This window comes from Brevibacillus sp. DP1.3A (assembly GCF_013284245.2).
GTDB lineage: Bacteria > Bacillota > Bacilli > Brevibacillales > Brevibacillaceae > Brevibacillus.
On sequence record NZ_CP085876.1, the window covers coordinates 3679101 to 3705652 of the forward strand.

The window sequence follows — 26552 nt, forward strand, 5'->3', positions numbered from 1 at the left end:
TCCATTTCGTTTTTATCCAACTCGATACATAGTTACGACGCAAGCACCACCAAGACCCAAGTTGTGATGCAAGGCAACTCTTGCATTTTCCACTTGCCGTTTCTGTGCCTGCCCGCGAAGCTGCCAGACAAGCTCCGTGCACTGGGCAAGACCCGTTGCTCCGATTGGATGTCCTTTTGACATCAAGCCACCAGAAGGATTGACAACCACTTTGCCACCGTATGTGTTATCGCCATCATTGATCAATTTCTCTGCTCCACCTTCCTCACATATCCCCAGGCTCTCATAGGTAATGACCTCATTTGGGGTGAAGCAGTCATGGAGTTCCAAGACATCTACTTCTTCTGGGCCGATGCCTGCCGCCTCATAGACCTGTTTGGCGGCACGACGAGTCATATCGGCTCCCACCAGATTGAGGATATTGTCGTGACTGACATTCATATCCGTTGTCAGCGCTTGCCCCACAATCTCGACTGCGTTGGAAATCCCGTGCTTTTTGGCGAATTCCTCACTGCAAACAATAGCGGCGGCTGCACCACACGTAGGAGGGCACGCCATGAGACGAGTCAATTTAGGCATCAATTCCGGCGCACTCATCACCTCTTCTACTTTCAGTGTTTGTGTGAATAGCGAGTACGGATTTTGAACGGCATGATTCCTTGTTTTCACGGACACTTTTGCAAAAATGTCTGGATTTGCTCCATACTTCTCCAGATACTCCTTACCTGCTGAACCAAACAAACGAATGGCATTTGGTGCTTGCGGAACTTCCGGCCACAATTCCCTCAATCGATCCTGCAACCAGCCTGTTGCTGGTGTTCGATCATCCCAATGAGATTTCAATGCGCCCGGCTTCATTTCTTCAAAGCCAACTGCCAGTGCGCACTCTACAGCGCCAGACTCAACTGCTTGTCGTGCCAGGAACAGCGCATTGGAACCAGAGGAGCAGTTGTTATTGATATTAAAAATCGGAATCCCGGTCATCCCCACCTGATATAACGCTCTTTGACCACACGTGCTGTCACCGTAAACGTAACTTGCATATGCTTGCTGGATTTCGGAATAGTCAATTCCCGCATCTTCCAGTGCACCTTTTACCGCTTTCGCTGCCATGACTTCATAGGGCTCGTGTGCCCCCGGTTTTGTAAACGGTATCATATTGACGCCGATTACTTTTACTTTTTTACCCAATAGTCTCGCCTCCTTTGTAGAATGGTGAAGTCGCTCGAGATATTTATGAATAATTTGAATCTTTAAATTAATAATAAAATTATGCTCGTATTTAATAAAGTTTAGAACGCAAAAGGTACATTAAGTAAATATTAATGGGTACGATTTTCCTCAACCAATGTACGACGCAATATTTTGCCCACTGCCGATTTCGGCAATTGCTCCCTGAATTCGATCAATCTGGGGACTTTGTATTTCGCCAACCGTTCTTTGCACCATTCCACAATTTCTTCTTCTGTCAGCGAATGGTCTTTCTTCACAACAATGGCTGCTTTGACGGTTTCTCCACGGTAGGCATCCGGGACACCGAATGTACACGCTTCTGCAACGGCTGGATGCATGTACAGGACCTCATCAATCTCGTTGGGATAAATATTGTATCCTCCTGCGATGATCATTTCCTTCTTTCTTCCGACAACATACAAGAAGCCATCCTCATCCATCATCCCGGTGTCACCCGTATAGAGCCATCCATCACGTATCGTTTGCGCTGTCTCTTCTGGTTTTTTCCAATATCCTTTCATGATTTGCGGACTTTTCAAAACAATTTCACCCGTTGCTCCCGGTGGCATTTCTTCCAAACCTGTTTCAATATCCACGATTTTTACATCGGCATTTGGGACTGGTATCCCTACGCTTCCTGTTTTTCGAATACCTTTTCCAAATACCCGAACGATAACAGCGTTGGATTCTGTAAGTCCATACGCTTCAGAAATACGGACGCCCGACTTATGTTCAAAGGCTCGCAATACTTCTAACGGGATCGGAGCAGCACCTGATCTGCATATTTTCAACGAACGCAGATCATCGTCCCGAAAGTCAGGATGATTCACTAATGCTACAAAGACAGTCGGTGAGGCTGAGAGATGAGAGGGACGATACTTGCGGATGATGGGAAGAGCGTCGTGGATGCGAAAATGCATGATGGGAATGTAGACACCTGCATGGAAGATAGAGGCCATCATGACCATCAGGCCTGCACCATGGAACAATGGGAAAACACCAAGAAACCGTTCGCTAGGACGCTGAAGTGCCCCTTCGTCTGTGATCGAGGTATGGTACGTGGTCGCTACCGTGTTGTAATGCGTAATCATTACCCCTTTAGGTGTTCCTGTCGTCCCCCCTGTGTACTGTAGGACGGCAATATCTTCCTTGCTATTGATTTGCAAAGGAGGGAGTGTATCGTTTTGTTCTTCGATCCACTGATAGAAGTAGGCATATCCATTTGGATTGTGATCTGTGGTTACGATCATCAGCTTTTTGTGATAGTTGGTACTTTCTAGTTTCTCAATCTGACTGCTATCACAAATCAACCAGCTCGGCTCCGAGTCATCCAGCATGATAAGCAATTCTCGCTGCTGAAACATGGGATTCAGTTGGACGACAATCCCCCCTATTCGCTGAACTGCGAAATAGGCGATGATATATTCTTTGCAATTGTACAGCATGATTCCCAAGCGATCTCCCTTCTTGCATCCACGTCGATGCAAGGCACCGGCAAAACGATCCACTGCGTGCTTCAATTCGGTATAAGTAAACGCCAGATCCGCTTCGATAATAGCTGGATGATGAGGAAAATCTTGTGCAGCTCGCTCAAGGAAATGGTAGATGGAGCACAGAGGAATTTCCATTTCAACAGGGATCGTTTTCGGATAAAAGGCGTGCCATGGCTTTTTCAAACTACCGACTCCTTTCATTTGAAGAAGTGGATTCGGATTGATGTTTTATGTAACGGCTCCGCAATTCATATTTCAGTATTTTCCCAGAAGGATTTCTTGGCAAAACGTCCGTGAAGATTACTGCGCGAGGAATCTTGTAACCAGCGAGATGCTTCCGACAGAATTCTATTAACTCTGTTCTATCGATGATATAACCAGGTTTTGCGACGATTACCGCTGCCACTATTTCTCCCCACTTCTCATCGGGAACTCCTATCACTGCTGCTTCCAATACACCATCAAAAGCGTACAGAATGTTCTCTACTTCAACGGAATAGATGTTGCTGCCACCCGAAATAATCATATCTTTTTTGCGATCAACAAGTGTTATGAAGCCATCTACATCAACGGAACACAAGTCTCCCGTATACAGCCACCCGTCACGAATTGCCTCAGCAGTAGCCTCTGGATTTTTATAATACCCCTTCATGATCATGTCACTCCGAAGAAGCAATTCCCCAATTTCTCCTGGGGCAATTTCTTTTCCATCCTTGTCAACGACTTTGGCTTCCGTCAAGAATCTTGCCTTTCCGCTTGTCCCCAGCTTTTCCTTGTGTTCCTCCGGATATAAGTAAATCCCGGAAGGTCCGCCTTCTGTCAATCCACAACGGTTGTTAAACTGATCCGTCTTAAACAGTTCCATACTTTTCTTGATGAGTTCGGGAGACATCGGAGCTCCACCATACCTTAGACTTTCAATCGAGGATAAATCGTATTGGGCGGCATCTGGGACTTGCAGCATCATGTTATACATCGTTGGAACGGCAATAAATGATTGAATTTTGTAATGATCAATTGCTTTTAGAACTTCAACAGGATCAAATTTTTGTTGAATGACAAGTGTTTGTCCCAAAAATAAATCCTTGAAGAGGATACTGAATCCTGCACCGTGAAAGAAAGGCATGAAATGCAAGATTCGGCTGTTCATTGTTTCCCCACTCAACCCAAGCGAATGAAAAATGAACAAAATTGCTCGATGATGATCGAATACGGCTCCTTTGGGTCTTCCTGTCGTTCCGGATGTATACAGGATGTGAGAATCATCATGCTGTTCAACCACTACATCAGGATCATTTACATTTTCAGTCAGAACCTGTTGCAAAGACAAATGTCCTTCTACTTGCGCATGATGAACAGCAATACAATGAGCGACCTTGGCAGATCGAGCCTGTTCAATCAACGATCCAAACTCTTCATCATAAATGACTAGCTTGGCATCCGAATGATCGATGAGGTATGCTGCTTCTGATTTCGTCAGGCGAACGTTGATCGGAACTGTGACAGCACCGATCTTGGCGGCCGCAAACAAAGCGATCGGGAAGATATTGGAGTTTTTCATCATGAAGCATATTTTTTCACCTTTCGTGATCCCAAGTGAAAGCAAGCCATGTGCTAATCGATTTACGATTCGATTTAGCTGTTCATACGTGTATGTCTGATCCTGATAGATAATCGCAACTCTATCCGGCATCATATTCGCGTTTCTGACAAGTGAACTCCCAATATTCACGATGACGCACCTCACCAACAAGGAAATCTCACATTATTTCCCTTTAAATTGTGGAGCCCGTTTTTCAAAAAATGCAGTAACTCCTTCTTTCAAATCTTCCGTCTGAAAACATACTCCTTGACCAAAGGCTTCCAACTCTAAAAATTCTTCTAAACTGACATTTGCGCTATAGTGAACGAGTTGTTTGATCAGTCCAATTGACAAGCTTGGCCCTTCTGCAATCTTTTGCGCTATGGAACATGCCCGCTCCAGCAAGCTGCTATCATCGACTACTTCATTCACCATCCCGAGTTGGTATGCTTGTTCTGCCGAGATGCGCTCTCCCAACATCATCAGTTCTTTGGCACGGTGAGGCCCCAATGATTGTGTCAAAAAATGAATCCCACCGAAATCGGGAAGAGCCCCCACTTTCACGAAACTTTGAATGAAGAAAGCGGAACGGGCTGCAATCACCAAGACGCAGGCTAATGCAAGACTGACTCCTGCTCCTGCTGCGGCGCCATTCACCGCTGCTATCATGGGCTTTTCCACTTTTCTCATCATGTGGAGTAGCTCATAATACTGTTTCATTCTTTTACGGGTAGAAAAGGCATTCGAAGTATCGCCCTGAACGTTATTCAAATTGCCACCAGCACTAAACGCACGTTCTGTACCCGTGATGATAACCGCTTTGACTTGGTCGTCATATTGAATTTCCCTAAAGGTATCGAGTAGTTCCCATGCCGCTTCCGTTAAAGGATTTCTGATTTCTGGCCTGTTCAATTTGATGATGCAGATTTTGTTTTCAATCGTGGTCACGATGTTTTTTCCCTTCATACGACTCACCTCTTTTCGTACTCGGACCGAGTATGGTCAGATATCATTAAAACAATAATTCAGATTGTTCGGAATCTTATATTCATGATATTCTGTTATTATCTATTTTTAAAGTTTAGAAATGAAAAGGTACGTTATGTAAATATTAATGGCTCATATTGGTAAGCATTCCTAAACACATTTTCCATGAAAATCAATGTTACTGGGGTGAAACTATGCGTATCGAGCAACTTATCTACATAACCGAAATAGCAAAAACAGGATCGATTGCGAACACAGCCGAACGACTTTTTGTGTCTTCTCCAGGTATAAGCCTTGCAATTAGCAGTTTGGAAGAAGAGCTCGGCGTAAAAATTTTTGAACGCTCACGTACTGGATTAGAGCCCACTGAAGTAGGAAAAAAGTTGATCTTACGCGCGCAGGAAATAGTAAACCAGATCGAAGAATTTAAAAATGAGGCGAAATGTGATTCTTCCGAGTTTGAAGGACAGTTATCCATCTCCATAGTCCCAGGCATCTGTCGAACACTCATTCCGAAAACCTTGGCTGCGATTACTACAAAATTCCCAAAGGTCCATCTTCATGTGAAAGAAGCACATCTTATGCAAGTTCGAAAAGATGTTTTGAATGGGGATGTTGACATTGGCGTCATCTACTCTTTTCCCTCCTCCCATGAAGAAAACAAGTTGCTTACTACTACCCATATCACAGATAGCTCCATGATGGTCTGTTTTCGAAAGGACTCGGAATTGGCTAGCAAAGAGATCATTTACATGGAGGATTTATATAACTATCCGATTGTGGCATCCACCAATTTGAGTGATACAAAAAAATTCTATTCCTATCTATTTGGGGAATTTCACAAAATTAACTTCTCCGTTCAATCGCAAAACTATGAAACAAAAAAACATTTCATCTCGCAAGGAATGGCATTGGGGTTTGAAACTCGCCTAACAACGAAAACCGATCCCTTTTTTCAAAGGGAAGATATTATTTGCAAGCCCCTCATTGCAAAAGAACCCGTGGTCTCCTATTATTGCATCAAATTAAAAAACCAATACGTTTCAGTACCCGGTAAGGAATTTTTAAAGGAACTGCAAGCCCAAGCGAATCAATATAAAGAAATAAGTAGACAATGAGTCGATACATGAATGTTACAAAGGAGGTTCAGTAAATCTGATCTCCTTTTTTGTATAGTCTTTGATCATTGGAGGAAAAATACCATTTACATATAACCAAAAGGTGTTATATCATCATGAAGTAAAACTAAAAGGTGTTATATTTTCACTACGAAACGGAGAGATTTACCGTGGAACAGAACAATCAACAAACCGTAGAAGATATTAAACAAACCATTGTTTTCGAAGCCCCTATTCAAAAGGTATGGGAAAAAGTATCCACTGCGGAAGCCATTTCTGCTTGGTTTATGCCGAATGATTTTCAACCAGTGGTAGGTCACGAGTTTCATATCCAATCCCCTTTTGGACCGTCCCCATGCAAAGTGTTGGAAGTAGAAGCACCTCATCGCCTTTCTTTTGCTTGGGATACAGACGGTTGGGTAGTCTCTTTTCTTTTAAAAGACCTGGGAGATAAAACGGAGTTTACCCTCATTCATGGTGGATGGAAAGCGGCAGATGAGATCATCGGAAAAGCAAACGCGAAGAGCGCAATGATTCGTGAGAAGATGAATCAAGGTTGGGTTGGAATTGTCCACGAGCGTCTGAAAAAGGTTGTGGAGGGTTAAATGTCTGCTTCAGCAGAAAAGGTGGATGTATTTCAAGCGATCGCTGACCCTACTCGTCGAGAAGTACTTCGCTTGCTAGCTGAAAAAGAATTGCCTATCTCTGCCATTACCTCTCATTTCCCCATAAGCCGAACTGCTGTGGTTAAGCATCTTCATATACTTGCTGACGCAGATTTGGTTACGGGACATAAGGTAGGTCGCGAGAAAATCTATCGGTTGCATCCCGGTCCCCTGACAGAAGTAAAGCAGTGGCTATCCTTTTACGAGCAGTTTTGGAACAATAAGCTATCTATGTTGAAGCATCTGGTGGAAACCGATGGCGATACGGCATTAACTGTCGTGCAATCGGAACCGGATCAAAAAAGAAAATAGCTTATCATGACCTTCCCTCTTGCTCGATTGACCCAAGATCAAGAGGGTTTTCTTTAATCAGGCATTTCTTATGCAAAAAGACTGCCGATTGCTCGACAGTCTGGGTAGTTGGCTTACTTATTCAACAGCTCAGTCAGTTCAGTGGATTCGGTCATGTGCAACGGTGCCGTTCCATAAGCTTTGCCATCTTCTGAATCAAACATATGGTTTTTGTTGTCTCCGCTCAATACGAAGAACAGTGTCTTCGCCTTTACTTCTGCTTTGTTATCTGTACCAACAGTCGCTGGCAAAGTGTTTGTCGTTACTTCAGCGTAGTTGAATTCAACTGCCAAAGCCTCTTTCTTGTCCTTCTCCACCGCTTGGGTGCTGTCATCAAAACGCATGAGGTCCGCAGGTGTTTCAAAACGTTTATTCATGAGCGCAAAAATTTCCTTGAACTTATCATCTTCCGGCTTCAGGGATGTTTTTTCCCCTTGCTTGTATACAACGATTTCTTGTGGAGCAACGATCACCTGTTGCTCTTCTTTTTTCGCTTCTTCAGGTTTTTGCGTAGTTGCTTCACCCGCTGGTTGTTGGGTACCTGTTGCCGCTTGATTTTGATTTGCTGGTTGCTCTGCCGTTTGCGTGTTGCCGCAAGCAGTCAGGACTGCTAACAGAAGTGCAGCTGGGATCAATGTAGACTTTTTCATGGTTGAGGACCACCTTTTCCATATTCTCTCTCCACTATTTTACTCGTGTAATAGAAATAAGGGCGATCGCGAATAATCACGAACACGCCCGTGCCGTTACTGATACGTGGAGTGCTATTAACCCAAGCATTATATTACATATGGATATGAATAGCAAATTACCACTTATTGATTCTTACTTTGAAAGCTCCCCTAATCGATGAATCACATGGCATGTACATGAAATGCCCTGATAAAAAAGGGCCACTTTCATATTTTCATTCGGTGCATGATTCGCCTCATCTGCATTCGCATACGGGACCATCACGGATGGGACTCCGAGAATCTGGGTCCAGACATAATCGGGGAGGCTCCCGCCGACTCCAGGTACAAGAAGAGGATCTACTCTGTACGCATCTCTGACTGCCTGTGTAACCACTTTCACGATCTCCAGTTCAGCAGAAGTACGAGAAGGTTTCATATCTCCTTGATGCAAAACCTCTATGGATGGATTGTGTTTTTTCACATGTTCGCAAAGCTTTTGAAAAATATCGTCTGGGTCTTGATCGATGACTAGCCGTATATCCATTTTCACACGCGCAGTAGCAGGAATAATCGTCTTGGATCCGTCTCCCCCGTATCCACTGTGAAAGCCGCAAATATTGAAAGTCGGTTCCAAGGATACCAAGCGATAAAAGGTTTCGGCGTCCGCTTCGATATCTGGATATCCGATCTGCTCGATTAACACCTCCCGTTCAAAAGGAAGCTTGCGAAGCAAATCCAGCTCATAGGGAGTCGGTTGGCGGATGTTATCGTAAAATCCTTCGATTAGCACCCTCCCCTGCTCATCACGCATCGTTTTTAACAAGTCAATTAGCATCCATGCCGGATTGGGTGCGATGTTTCCCATATTTCCCGAATGATGATCCCATTTTGCTCCGTGTGCTACCAGTTCGACACCAAGAATACCCCTGACACCTAACTCAACAGAAGGAATACCGCTTCCATGCATGGGCCCATCTGATGTGTAAACAAGGTCACATGCCAATAGCTCTTTATTCTCTTCAACGAAAGTAGCGAGATGAGGACTACTGTTTTCCTCCTCCCCTTCAAGTACCAGCTTCACATTGACTGGCAACTCACCAAAGCTGTCCAAATACGTTTGAATCGCAAGTACCTGAGCCATTAACTGACCTTTGTTGTCTCCTACTCCTCGACAATAAATCCTTCCGTCTCGTATGGTCGGTTCAAAGGGTGGCGACAGCCATTCCTCGAGCGGCTCAGGGGGCTGGACATCATAATGACCATAGATCAATACTGTGAATGCATTCTCAGCCTTTATCCATTCTCCATATACAACAGGATGTCCCGCTGTTTCCATTAGGCGACTCTGTATCCCACATGCCTGCATCATCTCATTCAACAGCTCCGCACATTCTCGTACGCCTACATTGGTTGTACTTATGCTTTTCTGTTTCAACAAGGCAAACAGTTGCTGTAAATAATGTTCTTTACGCTCCTCTATTAGACGCTGAACAGTAGCCAAGCTCATGCTATATTCTCTCCTATCTATGGTTTCCTTTTTGATCAGACATAGAGATGACAAGCCACACTATGTGAATCGGTCACTTGTTGCATATCTGGTCTGATTACTTTGCATATCTCCATCACATTCGGACATCTACTGGCAAAAGCGCAGCCCAGTGGAGAGTTGGCTGGTGAAGGCACGTCCCCTTGCAAAATGATTCGTTCCTTCCTCAATCGGGGATCTGCCACTGGGATGGCGGATAACAACGTCTTGGTATAAGGGTGTAAAGGATTGGCGTACAATTGTTCCGTTGTCGCAAGCTCCGCCATTCTCCCTAAATACATGACTCCGACACGATTGCATATATGCCGAACTACCCCGAGATCATGGGAAATGAACAAGTAAGTCAGTTGAAATTCTTCTTGTAAATCCTGCATGAGATTTAAGATTTGCGACTGGATCGATACATCTAGTGCAGAGACGGGTTCATCAGCCACTACTAGCTGTGGTTGAAGAATCAGTGCACGAGCAATGCCAATTCGTTGCCGCTGCCCTCCCGAAAATTCATGAGCATACCGCTCAGCATACGTGCGATTTAACCCGCAAACCTCCATCATATGATGTACTTTTTCCAAACGCTGATGTTCATCACCCAATCTATGGGCTTTTAGCGGCTCATCCAGAATTTCCTTTACCGTCAATCGTGGATTAAGCGACGAGAATGGATCTTGGAACACCATTTGAAAATGCTTGCGCTGTTGCCTCAGTTCACTCGCTGATAAGGAGGACAGACTCCTGCCTGCAAAGCTGATATCCCCTGAAGTTGGTTTTATCAGTTGCAAAATCGCCCTGCCCATCGTCGATTTTCCACATCCGGATTCTCCTACTAGCCCGAGCGTCTCTCCTTGTTTAATGGTCAAAGAAACATGATCGACGGCCTTCACTACACTCTTCGTTTTTTGCAGCAGCTTGCTCTTCCCTGGATAAAACACCTGTAACTGTTGTACTTCTACTAAAGGGTCCATCCCAACACCTCCCGTTCTCCTAGGCATGTAACCAGCAGCGGCAAGTATGCTTATTGCCGACCGAAACGATCGCGGGGTCTTCCCCCCAGCAACGGTCAATAACACGATCGCACCGTTCTGCAAAGCGACAACCCTTGGTGATCGACCCTGCTGGCGGGACTTGCCCTTTGATCGTATATAAGCGGCTTCTCTTTTCTACTGAAGAGGGCATGGATTGCAGCAGACCAATGGTATAAGGATGCTTAGGATTATGGAATAAATCATCGACGTCAGCTTCTTCCACGACTTCTCCTGCATACATCACCAGAACGCGATCACACATCTCAGCGACCACCCCCAGGTCATGAGTGATTAGCATGATGGCTGTGTTTTCTTTTTCTTGCAATTTTTTCATCAGGCCTAAGATTTGCAATTGAATCGTTACGTCCAGCGCCGTTGTTGGTTCATCCGCAATCAACAGCTTTGGCTGGCATGCCATCCCAATCGCAATCATTACCCGTTGCCGCATTCCACCCGACAATTCAAATGGATAGCTCCGGTAGATTTGCTCAGCACGGGATATACCGACGCGCTTTAGCATCTCGATGGATTGTTCTTTTGCTTCCTGTTTGGATGCGCACGTATGCAGTAGAATAATCTCATCGATTTGTCGGCCGATCGTAAAAACAGGGTTTAAGGAGGTCATCGGCTCCTGGAAAATCATCGAGATCTCGTTTCCTCGGACCACACGCATTTCTTCCTCGGAGAGTTGGGTCAAATCCCTGTTGTTATAAACGATTTGTCCATTCGTAATGCGGCCGGGTGGGCTGATCAGGCGCATGATCGATAGGGACGTGATGCTTTTACCGCAACCGGATTCTCCAACGATCCCCAAGGTTTCACCCGCATGAACAATAAAGGAAATACCGTTAACGACAGTTATCTCTTCCATTTCTTTCTTAAAAGAAACCTGTAACTGGTTGACCTCTAAAATAGGCGTATTCATTCGTTTACTTCTACTCCTTTAGCTTGGGATCGAGCGTGTCTCGCAGACCATCGCCAAACAAATTGAAGCAGACGACAGTCAGTACAATGGCGATCCCAGGAAAAAATGTTGGGTAGAAAAAATTCCGGCTGTTGTCTTTGGCTGCGCTCAACATCGCCCCCCATTCCGGAGCTGTTATGTCACCACCCAGACCGAGAAAGCTAAGAGCAGCACCAAGCAGAATCGCTGTACCAATTCTCATCGTCAAATAAACCATGACCACAGGAAGCATACCGGGCAAAATATGCCGTATGATAATCACAAAATCCTGCACACCGATTGATTTAGCCGCTTCCACATACGTCATTTGCTTTAACGCTAAAGCACTCCCTCTGACGATGCGGATGAAGATGGGAACCGTAAAAACTGCTACTGCAAAAATAATGTTAACCATCCCAGCCCCTAGCACGGCAATCACTGCGATCGCGAGCAATATCCCCGGAAACGCCAACAAAATATCGGTTAGACGCGTAATGATCGAGTCAATCCACCTTCCGTAATATCCAGCTAATAGGCCAAGCAGCGTCCCAATAACAGCACCGATCCCGACAGATACGAAACCAATGAACAGTGTTTCACGAGTCCCAGCCAAGACACGACTGAAGATATCCCGATTTTGATGATCGGTTCCGAACCAGTGCAGTAGGGATGGCTGTTGATGTTTCCTGTTATCCATAATCGCGATATCCGTTTGATTAGGTTGGATTTGAACGAGTACAGGCTTTTGCATCGGTGTTTCAACAGCAATCGGAACAATGGTAGATACGGGCCCGATGGATACTTTTACTTGTCCGATGCCTTGGCCTAGCGCGGTCACCACCCCATCTGGACTTACACGTATTACTTTTTCATCTGTCGATTGGTAATGAATTTGCCCGTCTTCTTCCGATTGCTTTTTCTTAGCTGTTAAGAACCCGTTATTTTCATGAGAGTCAGTCTTACTCGCCCCCATTAATTGTTTCAGATTGCTACGTATTTGTTCCAAACCGACCAGCTTATCACCGTTTGAAAGGGTGGCCTCCAGCTCAAGCTGTAAGATGTCCCCCTTCTTTACCTTGCCTGTCGGACCATGAAGTAGCAGCTGCGTGAGAATAGGTGGGGTGTCCTCTACAGAAACGTCGACCTGGATCTGAGTAGCGACATCTCCTTTGGCTATCAGCACGGTTGTGCTTCCTTGGCCGACTGGCGTTATGGTGATCGTGCCACTCGATTCACTGACCGAGGAAATCTGTCGGTTCGAACTTTGCAGCATAACCTCAGTCACAGGTCGTTCTGCTCCATCACTCATGATCCCGGTTATTTGAATCATTCCGGTCATATCATTCGTTCTGTCGATTCCCTTTTCCTCATACTGCTCTATTACCGGCCGATTCGGATCATATGGTGTGATCCATGGCCCTGCCAGACCTAGCAGAAAGATGCCGATTAATATCCAGAAGGCTACTACCGCCATCGTCTGTTTCTTGAACTTTTTCAAAAATAGCTGAAAGGGAGAGTGAGTATTCTGACTTTTCATTCGTCTGCTCCTCTTTGTTATTCATAACGTATTTGCGGATTCACAAGACTGTAGCTGATATCTACAAGAAGATTGACGATGAGAAACTGGACGGAAAAGAGCAGAATGAGCGCTTGCATGGCCGGATAATCGCGAGCGAGAACGGAATCAATCAAATACGATCCCAGCCCTGGCCAGGCAAAAACTTGCTCAACTACGACTGCTCCTCCAAGCAAAAAGCCAAATTGCAACCCAGTCATCGTGATCACGGGAATCAGCGCATTACGCAATACATGCGTCCAAATGATGACTGACTCTCGCTGCCCTTTTGCCTTGGCTGTGCGTACAAAATCTTCCTGTAATACTTCAAGGACACTGGAGCGTGTAAAGCGGGCAATGATCGCAGACACTCCGAATCCTAGTGTTATCGACGGAAGCAGAAGGTGCGCAAAGGTTCCGCTGCCACTGGTTGGGAACCACCCCAACTGCACGGCAAACATTTGCATGAGCATGAGTCCGAACCAAAACTCCGGAATGCTAATGATCGTCGTGGTTGAGATAATCCCGATGCGATCCCAAATCGACTTGCGCCGAGCCGCTGAATAAATTCCGACAACCAGGCCTATAATCAGCGCCCAGAACATGGCGGCAAACGTTAATCCAAGCGTGTATAAGAACCGCTTACCGATCTCGTCAGACACATTGGTCTTTGTTTTATAGGAAACACCGAAATCGCCGGACAAAATTTGCTGAAGATAACGACCGTACTGCACATAGAGTGGATCATGAAAGCCTAGATTCGCTTTTACTTTCTCATAGGTGGCCATATCCATTTCCGCACCGTACATGATGCGGATCGGGTCGCCAGGGGTAAGATGTACGAACAAAAAAGAAAGGATCGAGATGATCACTAAAATGGGAATCATGCCCAATATGCGACCAAAAATATATCTAGACATTTCCTACACCTTCTCTTTAGAAAACTAACTTATTGTTTGTATGCAGCCTGGAGACGAACTGTATCAAGAGTAACCCCAACATCCAAGACATTTTTCCGTTTTGCGATCACCACATCCGGGACGTACAGGAATATCCATGGAGCCTCATCCATGATAACTTTTTGTGCTTCGATGTATTTTTTCTGTGCCATGCTGTTGTCCGTTGCTTTTAATGCTTCATTTAGCAGCTGATCGACTTGTTGGTTCTGATAATAGCCAGAGTTATTATAGTTCGGTGGAATTCTGTCAGAGGCAAAGTTTGGTCTCATTCCCCAATCCGCTTCCGCTGTACCCGTACCCCATCGCCCGATATAGAGATCCGTTCCCTCTCCGGCATCCAGCCTTTCAAATATCGTGCCGCTCTCGTAAGCTTGCACCTCTACTTTGATCCCTACAGCTTGTAGCTGCATCTTGATATTTTCAGCAATCGCGACGAATTCCGTTGAATTGCGCGTCCACAACGTAGCTGCGAAACCATCTGGATAACCCGCTTCCGTCAATAGTTGTTTCGCTTTGTCAACGTTGTACGGATAGCCTTGCTGTTTCGCGTAGCCTTTCACCAATGGCGAAAGCGGTGAGTCGGCAGCTGTGCCATATCCGTCAGCAACCTGACTAATCAACTGTTCTTTGTTTATCGCGTAGTTCATCGCCTGACGCACACGCTTGTCCTTGTACTTATCCAGCTTTGTATTCATACCGACATAAATCATATTGAGCGATGGACCAGAGTAAACATCCAGATTCGCGTCTTTCCCTATCGTTCGTGCATCCAGTGTCGGCAAACTTGTCACGATGTCTACTTCTCCAACTTTTAGCATATTGACCCTCGTACTCGCCTCCGTCACAGGCTTAAACAGAATCGCTGCTAGCTTTGCCGGTTTCTCTTTATCCCAGTAACCATCAAAAGCAACTACCTTCACAAACTGCCCGTTCTTCCATTCGAGGAATTGATACGGCCCAGTACCCACTGGATTCCGGTCCAAATTGTATTTCGGATCATCGATCTTTTTTTGCAATTCTTTCAGCGATTTAAAGCTGGCTGAAGGATGTGCCATATAGGCTACCATCGCTGAGTTGGGTTCGTTCGCCGTAACCGTTATCGTGTACGGGTCTACGACGGTAACCTCCTTGATAAATCCAAAGAAGCTCGCTCTTGCCATGCCATTCTCCTTGTTGCGTACGTAATCCAGATTCTTTTTCACTACTTCTGCATCAAAGGGTGAACCGTCATGAAAAAAGATTCCTTTGCGTAAATGAAAAGTCAGAGAAGTTGCATCAGCGCTTAATTTGTAATCGGTTGCAAGTATAGGGACAACCTCCCCATTTTCATCCAGCGTAAGCAGTCCTTCGAACATCGTGGACAAAATGTGTAGCGTGTTGCTATCCGTGGAATTCCAAGGATCAAGTGAGGTGGCCTCCGCTTCAAGAGCCACTATTAATTCCGCATTTCGTACTGCCTTTGCTGGTACTTCTTGTTGTTGAGCATTTCCAGGCGCTGGTCCGCTTGTTGGCGGGGGTTGACCAGAATTGCTCGTACAGGCAGATAGCATGGCTGTTGCCATCAAAAAGCTGACTGTGAGTAAGCTCACTCTTCTTCTCATCTGCACGTAAATCTCTCCCCTTTCTATCAATGAAGTGAAACTACTGAATTAATTAGCATGATCTATGCCAAAAAAATAGGCAGCAGTCTATGCTGCTTCCTCGTCCTGAACCGTTGATATTTGCTGGTTTTCTCCATCAATTAATCGTGCAATGAAATACTATTTGGTTTACGATATAGAATATTCGGTTATTTCTTGCAATTAATTCAACCAAACACACCCAAATAACCAAAAGCGAGGAAGGCATGATGAACGAATTCATTTTACTAGCTGGCAGCAAAGACACCCGAATCGCGCTTGTCAATCAACTTCAGGAGGTTATGGACGGGTATGTGCGGATGAGTAGTTATTCCGTCGAGGAGGAGCTTCCAACATCCCTTCATAATCAATTGGTCGTCCTCTCCCACCCGCTCGTATTAGAAGAGCCAAAAATAAGAGCATGCCTTGGAACAAATTGCAAGCTCATCATCGCCAATAGGATCATCAATTACGAAAACATCGACAGGCTCTTATACTTACCAGCTGGAACCAAAGCTTATTACGTCAATGACTCCTTAGAAACATGTTTGGAGTCCATTGAATCACTGAAAAAGCTGGGGATTGACCACATTCATTACATACCGTATTATCCCGGCATTCCGCACGTAGAAAAAATTGATCTCGCAGTGACACCAGGGGCGTTCGAGCTAATCCCTGACCATGTTCAAGATGTAGTGAGTATCGGTCCCCGCCTGATGGACATCTCGACGATTCATCAAATACTCGACCATTTCCAACTGAACGGGCCAGGAGATGTGATCTCTCAGCGCTATTTGCGTAAAATCATTCAATTGAGCAAGCGGCTGGCTGATGCCAACCAGATCGCCACAGATTTGAATAAGCATTTGAATGAGGTGCTGGATGGCGTAAACGACGGGATCTTGACAATTACGCAAGATGGCAAGATCACGGTCTTCAATGAGGAGCTCGGCCTTCTGCTCGGTGTCTCTGCCAAGCGTGTTATTGGCAGACATATTCGTGATGTCATGGATCATCCTGAGCTCATCGACTTTTTATTTGCCCTCTCACAGGAAGAGGATCGCTGGTTTACGTTCGGTGAGGTTGAAGTCATTGTTCACCGCTTCCCTTTAAACAATGACCAATCACTCGTCGCTACGTTCAAGAATGCGAGAAAGACAATCGAGTTGGAAAGATCGCTGCGCTCCGAATTGAAAAAGAAAGGCTTTGTGGCCAAATACACATTTGACGATATGATTGGGGAAAGCTCAATCCTCACGCGCACAAAGGAAAAGGCAAAAAAACTGGCAAAAACAGACCTCACCCTCCTGATCCAAGGAGAGAGCGGCACGGGCAAGGAACTTTTTGCGAGTGCCATCCACAACGCATCGCTGCGGGATAAGAGGCCTTTTCTCGCTGTCAATTTCAGCGCCATTTCTGAGGATTTGATGGAAAGCGAGCTGTTCGGCTATGATGACGGTGCATTCACAGGGGCTAAAAAAGGTGGAAAAGTTGGCTTGTTCGAGCAAGCAAACGGCGGCACGATCTTTTTGGACGAAATCGGTGACAGTAGCCTGAAGCTACAGGCACGACTTCTGCGGGTCCTGCAGGAAAAAGAGATTATGCGCATCGGGGGAAGCCAAATCATTCCAATCGATGTTCGGATCATTGCTGCCACTAACAAAAATTTGCTGCATATGATCGAACAAGGGACTTTTCGGGAAGATTTGTATCATCGGCTACGTGTTCTCTTTGTCGATCTCCCCTCCCTGCGAACTCGAACCGATGACATCCCGCTGCTCGTTCGGCATTTTATCCGACAAAGCGTACACCCACAAGTGACTATCAAGCCGGAAGTCATCGAGAGGCTCACTACCCTACCGTGGTTTGGAAATGTGCGGGAGTTAAAGAACACCATCGATTACATGCTGGCTGTCTGTGACGAGGATATCATCCAAATTGAGGACATGCCGTGGGAAAATAGCTTTTTAAAAAGCGATCATTCACATACCGAAGCGCCGGTCATTCCTGATGAAGAAGACGAGCTGCTGCTTATCTTACGGAGTATTCAAACCATCGCTGAACGTGGCGAAAGGCCAAATCGACGGAAAATAACTGAAATGAGCACAGATTGGGCAAAGCCACTGAGCGAGCAGCAGATTCGCAGCCGATTGGATGTGCTGGAATCGAGAGGATATATTGTGAAAAGCCGAGGGCCTTTTGGGACGAGGTTAACCGAAGCTGGATTAAGGGTATTGAAATAAAGAGGGTCTATCTATTGCAGTCATGGGAAAAATGATTCATGGTAGTGAAATACGAAATACGGACCCATTTAGTAAGGAGATGCCTGATGAATCATCAAAAAATCATTCATTTCAGTGACAAGGACTTGGATGGCGTATCCTGTGCGATCCTGAGCCAGATTGCTTTTTCCAGTCAAGAAGTCGATTCGCGTGGGGTAACTCCTTACACGGTCAATCAAGAAGTACAGAAGTTTATCGAAGAAGAACTTACCTCCGATATGTTTGTTGTAATTACCGATGTGAGTGTCAATGACGAGGTCGCCACACTCATTCAGAAAAAGGGCGATCAGGGACATGCGTTTGTTTTGATCGATCATCACCCAACCGCCCTGCCACTGGCTTCTAAGTACGAATGGGCAAACGTTATCACGGAAGAAGCGGGGAAAAAGACCTCGGCAACGAGCCTTTATTATGATTATCTGGTAGCCCAGGGATATTTGACTCCTACTGACGTTCTCTCTGACTATGTGGAGCTGGTTCGTGCCTTTGATACGTGGGACTGGGATGCTACCGGTACTGTTCAAGCCAATCAGCTGAACATTTTATTCTATATGGTCGAGCGAGACACGTTTGTTCAAAATGTGCTGGGACGCTTGCGTGGTGAGGGTGCTGATACGGACCAATTTGTATTTGACGAAGTAGAATCGATCCTCATCTATACAGAAGAAAAACGAATTGATGAATTTGAGCAAAAAAAGCTGAAGCAAATGAAGCTGATTCCGGTAGAAATCGATTTAGATGAGCCAAAAACGTATCAAGTGGGCGTAGTTTTCCTCGAACAATATCACTCCACAACAGGCAATTTCTTATGTAAGAATGCGGAAATGATTGATTTCGTCGCGATGCTCGATCCTGGGAAAGGCAGAATCAGCTTTCGAACCATTCGCGAAGACGTGAATCTGTCTGTGATCGCCCAGCATTACGGTGGTGGTGGTCATCCAAAGGCTTCTGGATGTTCCTTTACGGGTGTTACGTTAAAGGCTTTCGTGTACCCTGCTTTACGAACGAATTAGAGCAAAAAACAAAAAGTCCAATTCTTCATCCATGAAATGAGAACTTGGACTTTTTTTGTTTTATTCTCCTTGTGCCTCTCCGATCTCATATCGCAGTTGAATGGAACCACTTTTTCCGTAAAGCTTTGTTTCTATCAGCTTCATGTCGTGACGTGTATGGATGTTGTCAAAATAATATTTGCCGCTGCCCATTAAGACCGGATGAATAATGATTCGGAGTTCATCCAGCAAACCAGCATTTATCAAACTTTGAACAAGACCCGCACTTGCAGGAACAATGATATCACCCTTGATTTGTTTTTTTAGCTCCTTTATTTTCGTCATGACATCAGAATGAAGGAGTGTAACCGTATCGGCGTAGTCCCCCCAATGAACTTCCGTAAGCTCACTATTATTGGTTACGACAAACTTTTGTGTCTTATTCATAGCATCAGCCCAATCTCCCTCTTGGAACGGCCAATAGCTTGCAAAACCTTCATAGGTGACTCGCCCCATCAAGATTGCGTCGACCTTCTGGAAGAACGCAAGACCATCCTCAGTGGCGTCCATGATTCCAGGCAACGCCCAGCTAACCATATTGTCTTCTTCTCCTGTCGGCCCCGTATAGATACCATTCAATGTGCTGCTTACGTTTGCAATTATTTTCCCCATCGGATCTCCGCCATTCTTTCATATAGTATTATCTAAAAATTAACACATTTCACTACTTAGTATTTCTTCTCGATTGCTCAAATTTCCCTTCCGACAAAAAAAGAAGGTGAGGAAAACGAAACGGTTCTCCCCACCTTCTTTCTTTTAGACACTTTTCGTCCTATTACAGTTCAACAATCTTTGTAGCGATGTTATTGCAGAATTCCCTGTCATGCTCTACAAAAAGAATCGTTGGCGAATGTTCGAGGAGCAGCTCCTCGATTTGCATGCGAGAAATGACGTCAATAAAGTTTAGCGGCTCATCCCAAATATGAAGATGTGCTTTCTCGCATAGACTTTTCGCAATGAGTACTTTCTTCTTCTGCCCGCCACTAAAAGCGGAGATATCCTTCTCGAATTGCACCCGGGAAAAATCCAGCTTGCGCAAAATTGATTTAAACAAGCTCTCTTCGATCTCGTTGTCTCGCGCAAAGTCAGTGAGATTGCCCTTTAGATGGGAAGTGTCTTGAGAAACATACGAGATTTTCAATTGACTCCCCTTTCTGAAGGTCCCCGTTTGTTGGATGTTCTCTCCGCAAATGAGCTTGAGTATGCTGGATTTTCCTGAACCGTTCTTTCCCGCCAGCGCAATGCGCTCTCCTTGCTCAATCGTAAAGTTGACATCTGCGCAGACGAGCCTCTCTCCGTAATAAATCGAGACCTTCTCCAGTTCGGCTAGTTGATTTTTATGATAAGCAAGCTGTGCAATTTTTAAGCTATCCTGGTTTTCAATGTTTTTGAGTAGCTTCGATTTGTCATCAATCGCGGATTGCTGTCGTTTCTCAATCGACTTGGAGCGTTGCATCATTTTCGCAGCCTTGTGTCCAATATACCCTTTGTCTACTTTGGAACCAGAATTTAATGTCCCGTTTTTCGTCTTTTCCACAGCGTCCGACCAGTTGCTTGTACGTTTGGCTGCGTCCGACAAGCGTTTAATGTCTTTTTTGAGCTTCTCATTCTCAGCGAGTTCATAGTTATCCTGTCTCTGTTTATTTTCCCACCAATCAGAGAAATTCCCTTTTTGCACCTCGATGTTCGTCTTGTTGATGGACAGGATGTGATCGACACAGTTGTCTAGAAATGCCCGGTCGTGAGACACCAAAATATAACCGCTTTTGGAATGAAGATAATCACTGACGAGCTCCCTTGCATGCATGTCGAGGTGATTGGTTGGCTCATCAATTAACAAAAAACTGTTTTCCTTTAGAAATAAGGCGGCTAACATCACTTTCGTTTGCTCTCCGTTAGACAAAGATTCAAAGGGACGATAGAGAACATCCTCAGAAACCTTTAAGAGGGAGAACTCGCGCATTAATTCCCATAACTGATAGTCAGGGACAATGTCTTGAACGATATCAATGGTCAGATATTCTTTGTTCTCGACTTGGAAAGGAAAGTATTCAAAGCTGACATGAGCATTAATCTTTCCACTGTATTCATATTTACCAAGCAACAGATTGAGAAAGGTCGTCTTCCCTCTCCCGTTTCTTCCCGTAAACCCCAATTTCCAATCCGTATCGATTTGGAAGCTCACGTTTTCAAAAATGTTATCGAAACTGCCTTCATAGGCAAACGTCAAGTTATTTACATTGATTAATGACATACAATCATCCTCCTGTATAAAAATAGAAAAGCTACAAGAAAGTTACCCTCTCTTGTAGCTCAAATAAATACAGCAAATCCAACTCAAACAAGAGTTAGATATGGATATATTGATTGAGTGAAAAGATAATGTAACTTTCTTGCGTATAAAGAATAAAACATGCGAAGGATTTCGCTTTTTTGTTTTATTTTTTAGGCAAGAAAAGAATCCATTATACCTTTCAGCTCCCGTCATTAATTTAACAGCATTGTATCATATCCAAATTTTAGTTTCAACAGGTTTCACTTTTTATAATTCTGACGACAAGACTCCCTCGACCACTTAGGATCAAGAATTTTTTTCCATAAAAAGAAGGAATTTTCATTTTTGTTTTGAATTCTCATACTTATTGAAATTCATTTTTCACTTATTGCATTCATACGGAGGAGTACAGCTATGAAAAAAGTGGTAAGAAGTTTGGGTATTCTCGTCTTGGCATCATCATTCCTGATCGTCCCGACTCAAGCAGCAGATGCAGTAGGAAAAGGAAAAGACTCTATCGTCCGTCCACAAAAAAATATCTTTGAAGGAAACTGGCGGTACGGTGATACGTTAGTAGTGGCATACGATACTTTCTTTCCGAATGGATGGATTTCGATTGAAAAAGAGCCACATCGTGGAACACAGCGTGGATATGAAATAGCAAAATATATTGTTGGCGCTAATTATGGGCAAGTGGAAAGAAGCTTAAGCTTTAACATCCCTTCTGGTTGGGTAGAAATCGGTCGAGGTTATAACAGCAAGAGACAGGCTTATATAGATATCAGAAATGAGAATAAAAAACGCTACCAACCTCAAGAGCTGGAGAATAAATGGGTCGGTACCGGTCAGCCTGTACCATATGGCTGGGTCGTGGTAAATGTTAGTCTCTATGAAAAACATATCGTAAATATCACCAGTATCCCTACTGAATCCAGCATTGAAGCGGTCAAGCATCCTTCGCCAGCCTTTGCTTATGAAATCCCAAGAGGCTGGGAAATCACTGTAGATGGAGAGCATTCTCGAATTCTCACAAGAAAGTACTAATCATAACGGATACAATCTGTTACGAAATGAGATAATGAAACGACCTGTAGGTAGCACGATGGAAAATCATTCGTGCAACCCACAGGTCGTTTTCGTTATTCAAAAGGAAAACTCTCCTGCGGCTTCCAATCAAATGTGCAGTTGAATCCGATTGCCAGAAGGATCCTCCGTAACAAAATGGCCGCTCTCCTCCTGAACAGATGCGCCGATTTCTCTTAACTGAGTGATTACACGATTTCTCGCTTCCTCATTCGGGAGCACCATGACAAACGATTCGAGTCCTGGACTCTTAGGATGTGGCGGTGGAGCACCGACACCCGCCCACGTGTTCAACCCGATATGATGATGGTACTTTCCAGTGGAAATGAACAGTGCTTGTGCTCCATATCGGTTTACTACCTCAAAGCCAAGTCCTTTGGTATAAAACTGTTCCGCTTCATTCAACTTCGATACATGCAGATGAATATGTCCCATGATGGTACCAGCAGGCAGACCCTTCCACGCGCTTTCTTCCCCACTGGACAACAAATCTGTAAAATTCAATGGTTCCGTTGCCATGTCTACGGTGCCCTCATGCCAGCTCCATTGATCAGAATCACGATCGGCATAAATTTCAATCCCATTTCCATCCGGGTCTGATAAGTATAGCGCTTCACTAACGAGATGATCCGAAGACCCGATACGCATATTCAACGCAGAGAAGTGTCTCACTACATTTGCCAAATCAGAGCGTTTTGGCAACAATAGCGCAAAATGATACAAACCTGTCGTATGATTTTGTTTCGGTAATGCATCATGGAGTTGCTCGATAGAAAGCAACGCGGTTTTGCCGTCCGTTGTCAGTTCCGCCTTTGTGGCAGATTGGTTCAAGATTTTGAATCCGATCACTTCCTGATAATAAGCCAGGGAGCGATCCAGGTTTTGCACCTTGAGATTGACTTGTCGGACAAACGTATGGGGACTTTGATGAAAATTCATAAGCGTGTTCCTCCTCGTTTATATACATGAGCGTTCTTCGTACTACTGTCAAGCTGACCATAAACGACTGTATCTATTCAGTGATGGAGTTGCGCCGTAACTTACTATTAGTAATAAAGTTACCATAATACATCTGATGCCAATTGTCACGAAAAATCCTCCCCAAACAAAAAAAGAGCGGTCTCTCGCTCTTTTCTTTGACGTTCTTTTATCTTTTAGATCGCTTTCTCTACGATTTCTGCAATGTCCAGCGTTTTGACGAGGTGCTCCATTTCTTTTGCCTTTGTCCCGTCACTCATCATCGTGAGACAGTATGGACAGTTACTGCCGATTGTCGTTGGATTCAGACGGAGTGCCTGCTCTGCACGCTCAATATTTACCCGTTTTCCTTGTGTTTCTTCCATCCACATCATCCCGCCACCTGCCCCGCAGCACATCGCATCTTGTTTGTTGCGCGCCATCTCCAGCACTTGAACGCCCGGAATGTGGGTAAGGATTTGCCGCGGGATATCGTAAATATCGTTATAGCGTCCAATGTAACAGGAGTCGTGATAAGCAATGGATTCTTCGACTTCCTTCGTCGGCTTGATCCGTCCTTCCTGCATCCACTTCCAGATCAATTCTGTATGATGATAGACTTCTGCCTCCAAGCCGAATTCAGGATACTCATGCTTAAACGTGTTGTACGTATGTGGGCAAATCGTGACGATCTTCTTTACGCCATATACTTGGAAGTTCGCGATGTTTTCCTGGCAGAGCTGCTGGAATAAAAACTCGTTCCCCATCCGGCGGGCTGTATCCCCGGAATTGCGTTCCTCATTGCCCAGAACAGCAAAGGAAATACCTGCCGTATTCATAATTTTAACGAAAGCCTGTGCGATCTTTTGGCTGCGAAGATCAAACGATCCCATGGAGCCGACAAAGAATAAATATTCGAACTCCTCTACCTCACTCACGGTAGGCACATGGATGTCTTCCCGCCCCTCTCGCCACTTCAACCGTTCTTTACGGTTAATCCCCCACGGATTGCTTTGTCGTTCGATATTTTGGAAATAGCGAGATGCTTCATGCGGCATACTACCTTCCGTTAACACGAGATAACGGCGCATATCAATAATTTTTTCCACATGTTCATTCGCTACCGGACATTGGTCCTCACAATTTCTGCATGTCGTACAAGCCCATAGCACTTCTTCTGTAATGACGTCCCCGATCAACTCGGGCGCTTGTTCTGCGGTAACAGCCACTTCATCGTGCATGGGAAAGCTCCCTCTTGCCTGCGCAAACACAAAGGATGGCATCCATGCTGTACGTGATGTAATTGCTGAGCCTTTTTCCGTCAAATGATCGCGCATTTTCACAATCAGATCCATCGGCGATAGCGTTTTGCCTGTACCGGAAGCAGGGCACATATTGGTGCATCTCCCGCATTCCACACAAGCGTACAGGTCGATCAACTGATTTTGCCGGAAATCCTCGATCTTTCCGACGCCATAAGTCTCTTGCTTTTCATCCTCAAAATCAATGGATGTAAGCTTCCCGACAGGTTTGGTATCGCGCAACATTATATTTACAGGCGCGAATAGTACATGCGCGTGCTTGGATTGCGGGACATAGACCATAAACGCAAGTAGCGTAAGTAGATGAACCCACCAAAACAGATAGAACAGTGCACCAGCTATTTCAGGATGCATGCCAGCGAACAAGCTAGCGATCAACGATGAGATGGGAGCATACGACCCACCTGATCCTTCCAACCATAGATGCTCAAATGCCAAGGTAAAGAAAATCGAAAGCATCAGTGTTGTTAAAAAGATAATCACGAGCCCTGATTTAAACCCTCGTTTCAGACGCTTTAGTTTTTCGATATAGCGACGATAGTAGGCATAACCAACGGCGAGTAGCACGAGAAAAGTCGTAATCTCCTGACTGAGACTGAAAAACTTGTGAGCCTCGCCTATCGGGTATTCAAAGCCCTTAACGAACCCTTTGATAATGAGTTCAATCGCCCCAAACTGAAGAATGATAAAGCCATAAAACATGATGATATGCATGACACCGCTTTTCGGATCTTTCAGCAGCGTGGTTTGGCCGAATACTTGCGTGAGAAATTCATTGACCCGTATCGCAGCATCCTTTTTCAGGATTGCTTTTTTGCCGAGCTTGATAAAGACGATTCGGCTGTACACGATTTGTACGAATAAGTATGTGGCATACCCTGTTATGGCGAGAAATGCTACAAAGTTTAGGAAGGATAACATCGATGAACCTCCTCAAGTAGGACGGGCAAATAATCGGAGCCTCTTTTCATGCACCGATTATTTGCTTGGGAAGCCTATTCTCTCCTTACGTATAAGAACCGCCGTTGATTTGCAGGACTTGACCGTTGACATAATTGGAAAGCGGAGAAGCCAGATACAAAATGCCGGCGGCAGCTTCCTTCGCATCTCCAGGACGCTTTTGCGGAATTTTATCGATAAACATATTTCGGACTTTCTCCGGAATACCTAGCTGTACACCGTCAATGACCTCAGCCTCTTCCTTCGGTTTTGTCAGGCGTGTATCAATAAAACCAAAGGCAACTGCGTTAGCATTGATGTTGAATTTTCCCCACTCAAGGGCAACGACTTTTGTTAAACCGATAACGCCAGCCTTGGCAGATGCATAATTGGCTTGTCCCACATTCCCCCGGATTCCTGCAACGGACGAGACGTTGATAATTTTCCTGTGATGAACAATGCCCTGTTCGATCTCTTCTTTGGCTGCATCCCGCATATAGGGGGCCGCTTCGCGGATCAGACGGAAAGGCGCTACGAGATGGATATCCAGAATGGTATAAAATTGTTCATCCGTCATGTTATGGATCATGTTGTCTAAGGTAAGTCCGGCATTGTTGACTAAAATGTCTAGTCTTCCAAATGCAGAGATGGTTGTTTCGGTTATCTTTTTCGCGAAATCTGCTTCCGTTACATCCCCGCAAAACAAGACCGCTTCTCCGCCTTTTTGCTTGATTTCTGAGACGACTTCGGCCGCTGGCGCTTCGTCTTTATCGCTAACGACAACGCGAGCTCCCTGTTCTGCAAGCATCAAGGCAGTTTCTCGTCCGACACCGCGTCCCGACCCTGTAACGATCGCCACTTGATTTTCTAGCATATTCTTCATAGAGACCTCCTT

The 26552-nt window shown here is 45.0% G+C and carries 22 protein-coding genes; 6 read left to right on the forward strand and 16 right to left on the reverse strand.

From position 1 onward, the window contains the following. Window positions 1-12: 12 nt before the first annotated feature. The 4 genes from HP399_RS16610 to HP399_RS16625 form a co-directional block, all read right to left on the reverse strand. The gene (locus HP399_RS16610) at window positions 13-1191 is read right to left on the reverse strand and encodes a lipid-transfer protein (protein WP_173617652.1); all 1179 of its coding nucleotides are present in this window, start codon (window positions 1189-1191) and stop codon (window positions 13-15) included. Between the two features lie 131 nt (window positions 1192-1322). Next, complete coding sequence (locus HP399_RS16615; protein WP_173617653.1) at window positions 1323-2909, reverse strand: long-chain-fatty-acid--CoA ligase; 1587 nt, start codon at window positions 2907-2909, stop codon at window positions 1323-1325. A 1-nt stretch (window position 2910) separates the two neighbouring features. Then, complete coding sequence (locus tag HP399_RS16620) at window positions 2911-4458, reverse strand: class I adenylate-forming enzyme family protein (protein WP_173617654.1); 1548 nt, start codon at window positions 4456-4458, stop codon at window positions 2911-2913. A gap of 33 nt (window positions 4459-4491) precedes the next feature. Continuing rightward, entirely contained in the window at window positions 4492-5274 is a 783-nt protein-coding gene (locus HP399_RS16625) for an enoyl-CoA hydratase/isomerase family protein (RefSeq protein WP_173617655.1), read from the reverse strand. Window positions 5275-5489: 215 nt separating this feature from the next. On the opposite strand from HP399_RS16625, the gene HP399_RS16630 reads away from it, so the two are divergent. The 3 genes from HP399_RS16630 (at window position 5490) to HP399_RS16640 (ending at window position 7390) form a co-directional block, all read left to right on the forward strand. After that, window positions 5490-6413 carry a LysR family transcriptional regulator gene (locus HP399_RS16630; protein WP_173617656.1) on the forward strand — a complete coding sequence of 308 codons (924 nt, stop codon included), beginning with the start codon at window positions 5490-5492 and terminating at the stop codon, window positions 6411-6413. A 170-nt stretch (window positions 6414-6583) separates the two neighbouring features. Then, on the forward strand, window positions 6584-7018 hold the full coding sequence (locus tag HP399_RS16635; RefSeq protein WP_173617657.1) for an SRPBCC family protein: 435 nt from the start codon (window positions 6584-6586) through the stop codon (window positions 7016-7018). Further along, the gene (locus HP399_RS16640) at window positions 7019-7390 is read left to right on the forward strand and encodes an ArsR/SmtB family transcription factor (RefSeq protein ID WP_017248440.1); all 372 of its coding nucleotides are present in this window, start codon (window positions 7019-7021) and stop codon (window positions 7388-7390) included. 113 nt (window positions 7391-7503) lie between these two features. Here HP399_RS16640 and HP399_RS16645 read toward each other — a convergent pair whose 3' ends face one another. The 7 genes from HP399_RS16645 to HP399_RS16675 all read right to left on the reverse strand — a co-directional run bounded on the left by HP399_RS16645 (window position 7504) and on the right by HP399_RS16675 (window position 15729). Continuing rightward, window positions 7504-8079 carry a hypothetical protein gene (locus HP399_RS16645; RefSeq protein ID WP_173617658.1) on the reverse strand — a complete coding sequence of 192 codons (576 nt, stop codon included), beginning with the start codon at window positions 8077-8079 and terminating at the stop codon, window positions 7504-7506. 175 nt (window positions 8080-8254) lie between these two features. After that, entirely contained in the window at window positions 8255-9610 is a 1356-nt protein-coding gene (locus tag HP399_RS16650; RefSeq protein ID WP_173617659.1) for a M20/M25/M40 family metallo-hydrolase, read from the reverse strand. A 35-nt stretch (window positions 9611-9645) separates the two neighbouring features. Beyond that, complete coding sequence (locus HP399_RS16655; RefSeq protein WP_173617660.1) at window positions 9646-10611, reverse strand: ABC transporter ATP-binding protein; 966 nt, start codon at window positions 10609-10611, stop codon at window positions 9646-9648. A gap of 19 nt (window positions 10612-10630) precedes the next feature. Continuing rightward, window positions 10631-11596: an ABC transporter ATP-binding protein gene (locus HP399_RS16660; protein ID WP_173617661.1), complete on the reverse strand. Its 966-nt coding sequence runs from the start codon at window positions 11594-11596 to the stop codon at window positions 10631-10633. A gap of 10 nt (window positions 11597-11606) precedes the next feature. Next, window positions 11607-13151, reverse strand: coding sequence for an ABC transporter permease (locus tag HP399_RS16665; RefSeq protein ID WP_173617662.1), 1545 nt, complete (start codon window positions 13149-13151; stop codon window positions 11607-11609). 17 nt (window positions 13152-13168) lie between these two features. Beyond that, the gene (gene nikB / locus HP399_RS16670) at window positions 13169-14089 is read right to left on the reverse strand and encodes a nickel ABC transporter permease (RefSeq protein ID WP_173617663.1); all 921 of its coding nucleotides are present in this window, start codon (window positions 14087-14089) and stop codon (window positions 13169-13171) included. A 29-nt stretch (window positions 14090-14118) separates the two neighbouring features. Then, complete coding sequence (locus HP399_RS16675; RefSeq protein WP_217367570.1) at window positions 14119-15729, reverse strand: glutathione ABC transporter substrate-binding protein; 1611 nt, start codon at window positions 15727-15729, stop codon at window positions 14119-14121. A 248-nt stretch (window positions 15730-15977) separates the two neighbouring features. Here HP399_RS16675 and HP399_RS16680 point away from each other — a divergent pair, with 248 nt between their 5' ends. Both HP399_RS16680 and HP399_RS16685 read left to right on the forward strand, forming a co-directional pair. After that, window positions 15978-17990, forward strand: a complete 2013-nt coding sequence (locus HP399_RS16680) for a sigma-54 interaction domain-containing protein (RefSeq protein ID WP_173617988.1) — start codon at window positions 15978-15980, stop codon at window positions 17988-17990. An 86-nt stretch (window positions 17991-18076) separates the two neighbouring features. Further along, on the forward strand, window positions 18077-19042 hold the full coding sequence (locus HP399_RS16685; protein WP_173617665.1) for a DHH family phosphoesterase: 966 nt from the start codon (window positions 18077-18079) through the stop codon (window positions 19040-19042). A 60-nt stretch (window positions 19043-19102) separates the two neighbouring features. Here the strand turns inward: HP399_RS16685 and HP399_RS16690 are convergent, their stop codons facing one another. Together HP399_RS16690 and HP399_RS16695 are read right to left on the reverse strand one after the other, a co-directional pair. Then, window positions 19103-19693 (reverse strand): dihydrofolate reductase family protein, encoded by a 591-nt coding sequence (locus tag HP399_RS16690; RefSeq protein WP_173617666.1) that lies wholly within the window; start codon window positions 19691-19693, stop codon window positions 19103-19105. Window positions 19694-19856: 163 nt separating this feature from the next. Next, window positions 19857-21335, reverse strand: coding sequence for an Lsa family ABC-F type ribosomal protection protein (locus tag HP399_RS16695; RefSeq protein ID WP_173617667.1), 1479 nt, complete (start codon window positions 21333-21335; stop codon window positions 19857-19859). A 435-nt stretch (window positions 21336-21770) separates the two neighbouring features. On the opposite strand from HP399_RS16695, the gene HP399_RS16700 reads away from it, so the two are divergent. Then, window positions 21771-22400 (forward strand): hypothetical protein, encoded by a 630-nt coding sequence (locus HP399_RS16700; RefSeq protein WP_173617668.1) that lies wholly within the window; start codon window positions 21771-21773, stop codon window positions 22398-22400. 129 nt (window positions 22401-22529) lie between these two features. Here the strand turns inward: HP399_RS16700 and HP399_RS16705 are convergent, their stop codons facing one another. From HP399_RS16705 to HP399_RS16715, 3 genes are all read right to left on the reverse strand, one after another. Beyond that, entirely contained in the window at window positions 22530-23378 is an 849-nt protein-coding gene (locus tag HP399_RS16705; protein ID WP_173617669.1) for a VOC family protein, read from the reverse strand. Window positions 23379-23593: 215 nt separating this feature from the next. After that, entirely contained in the window at window positions 23594-25639 is a 2046-nt protein-coding gene (locus HP399_RS16710) for a heterodisulfide reductase-related iron-sulfur binding cluster (protein WP_173617670.1), read from the reverse strand. A gap of 85 nt (window positions 25640-25724) precedes the next feature. Then, window positions 25725-26540, reverse strand: a complete 816-nt coding sequence (locus HP399_RS16715) for an SDR family NAD(P)-dependent oxidoreductase (protein WP_173617671.1) — start codon at window positions 26538-26540, stop codon at window positions 25725-25727. Window positions 26541-26552: the final 12 nt, after the last annotated feature.

Bases quoted from the DNA above. Each gene is read 5' to 3' on its own strand.
- HP399_RS16625 (WP_173617655.1), bottom strand. From the start codon at position 5,274: ATGAAGGGAAAAAACATCGTGACCACGATTGAAAACAAAATCTGCATC.
- HP399_RS16630 (WP_173617656.1), top strand. From the start codon at position 5,490: ATGCGTATCGAGCAACTTATCTACATAACCGAAATAGCAAAAACAGGA.
- HP399_RS16640 (WP_017248440.1), top strand. From the start codon at position 7,019: ATGTCTGCTTCAGCAGAAAAGGTGGATGTATTTCAAGCGATCGCTGAC.
- HP399_RS16645 (WP_173617658.1), bottom strand. From the start codon at position 8,079: ATGAAAAAGTCTACATTGATCCCAGCTGCACTTCTGTTAGCAGTCCTG.
- HP399_RS16650 (WP_173617659.1), bottom strand. From the start codon at position 9,610: ATGAGCTTGGCTACTGTTCAGCGTCTAATAGAGGAGCGTAAAGAACAT.
- HP399_RS16655 (WP_173617660.1), bottom strand. From the start codon at position 10,611: ATGGACCCTTTAGTAGAAGTACAACAGTTACAGGTGTTTTATCCAGGG.
- HP399_RS16660 (WP_173617661.1), bottom strand. From the start codon at position 11,596: ATGAATACGCCTATTTTAGAGGTCAACCAGTTACAGGTTTCTTTTAAG.
- HP399_RS16665 (WP_173617662.1), bottom strand. From the start codon at position 13,151: ATGAAAAGTCAGAATACTCACTCTCCCTTTCAGCTATTTTTGAAAAAG.
- nikB (WP_173617663.1), bottom strand. From the start codon at position 14,089: ATGTCTAGATATATTTTTGGTCGCATATTGGGCATGATTCCCATTTTA.
- HP399_RS16675 (WP_217367570.1), bottom strand. From the start codon at position 15,729: ATGAGAAGAAGAGTGAGCTTACTCACAGTCAGCTTTTTGATGGCAACA.
- HP399_RS16680 (WP_173617988.1), top strand. From the start codon at position 15,978: ATGAACGAATTCATTTTACTAGCTGGCAGCAAAGACACCCGAATCGCG.
- HP399_RS16685 (WP_173617665.1), top strand. From the start codon at position 18,077: ATGAATCATCAAAAAATCATTCATTTCAGTGACAAGGACTTGGATGGC.
- HP399_RS16690 (WP_173617666.1), bottom strand. From the start codon at position 19,693: ATGGGGAAAATAATTGCAAACGTAAGCAGCACATTGAATGGTATCTAT.
- HP399_RS16695 (WP_173617667.1), bottom strand. From the start codon at position 21,335: ATGTCATTAATCAATGTAAATAACTTGACGTTTGCCTATGAAGGCAGT.
- HP399_RS16700 (WP_173617668.1), top strand. From the start codon at position 21,771: ATGAAAAAAGTGGTAAGAAGTTTGGGTATTCTCGTCTTGGCATCATCA.
- HP399_RS16705 (WP_173617669.1), bottom strand. From the start codon at position 23,378: ATGAATTTTCATCAAAGTCCCCATACGTTTGTCCGACAAGTCAATCTC.
- HP399_RS16710 (WP_173617670.1), bottom strand. From the start codon at position 25,639: ATGTTATCCTTCCTAAACTTTGTAGCATTTCTCGCCATAACAGGGTAT.
- HP399_RS16715 (WP_173617671.1), bottom strand. From the start codon at position 26,540: ATGAAGAATATGCTAGAAAATCAAGTGGCGATCGTTACAGGGTCGGGA.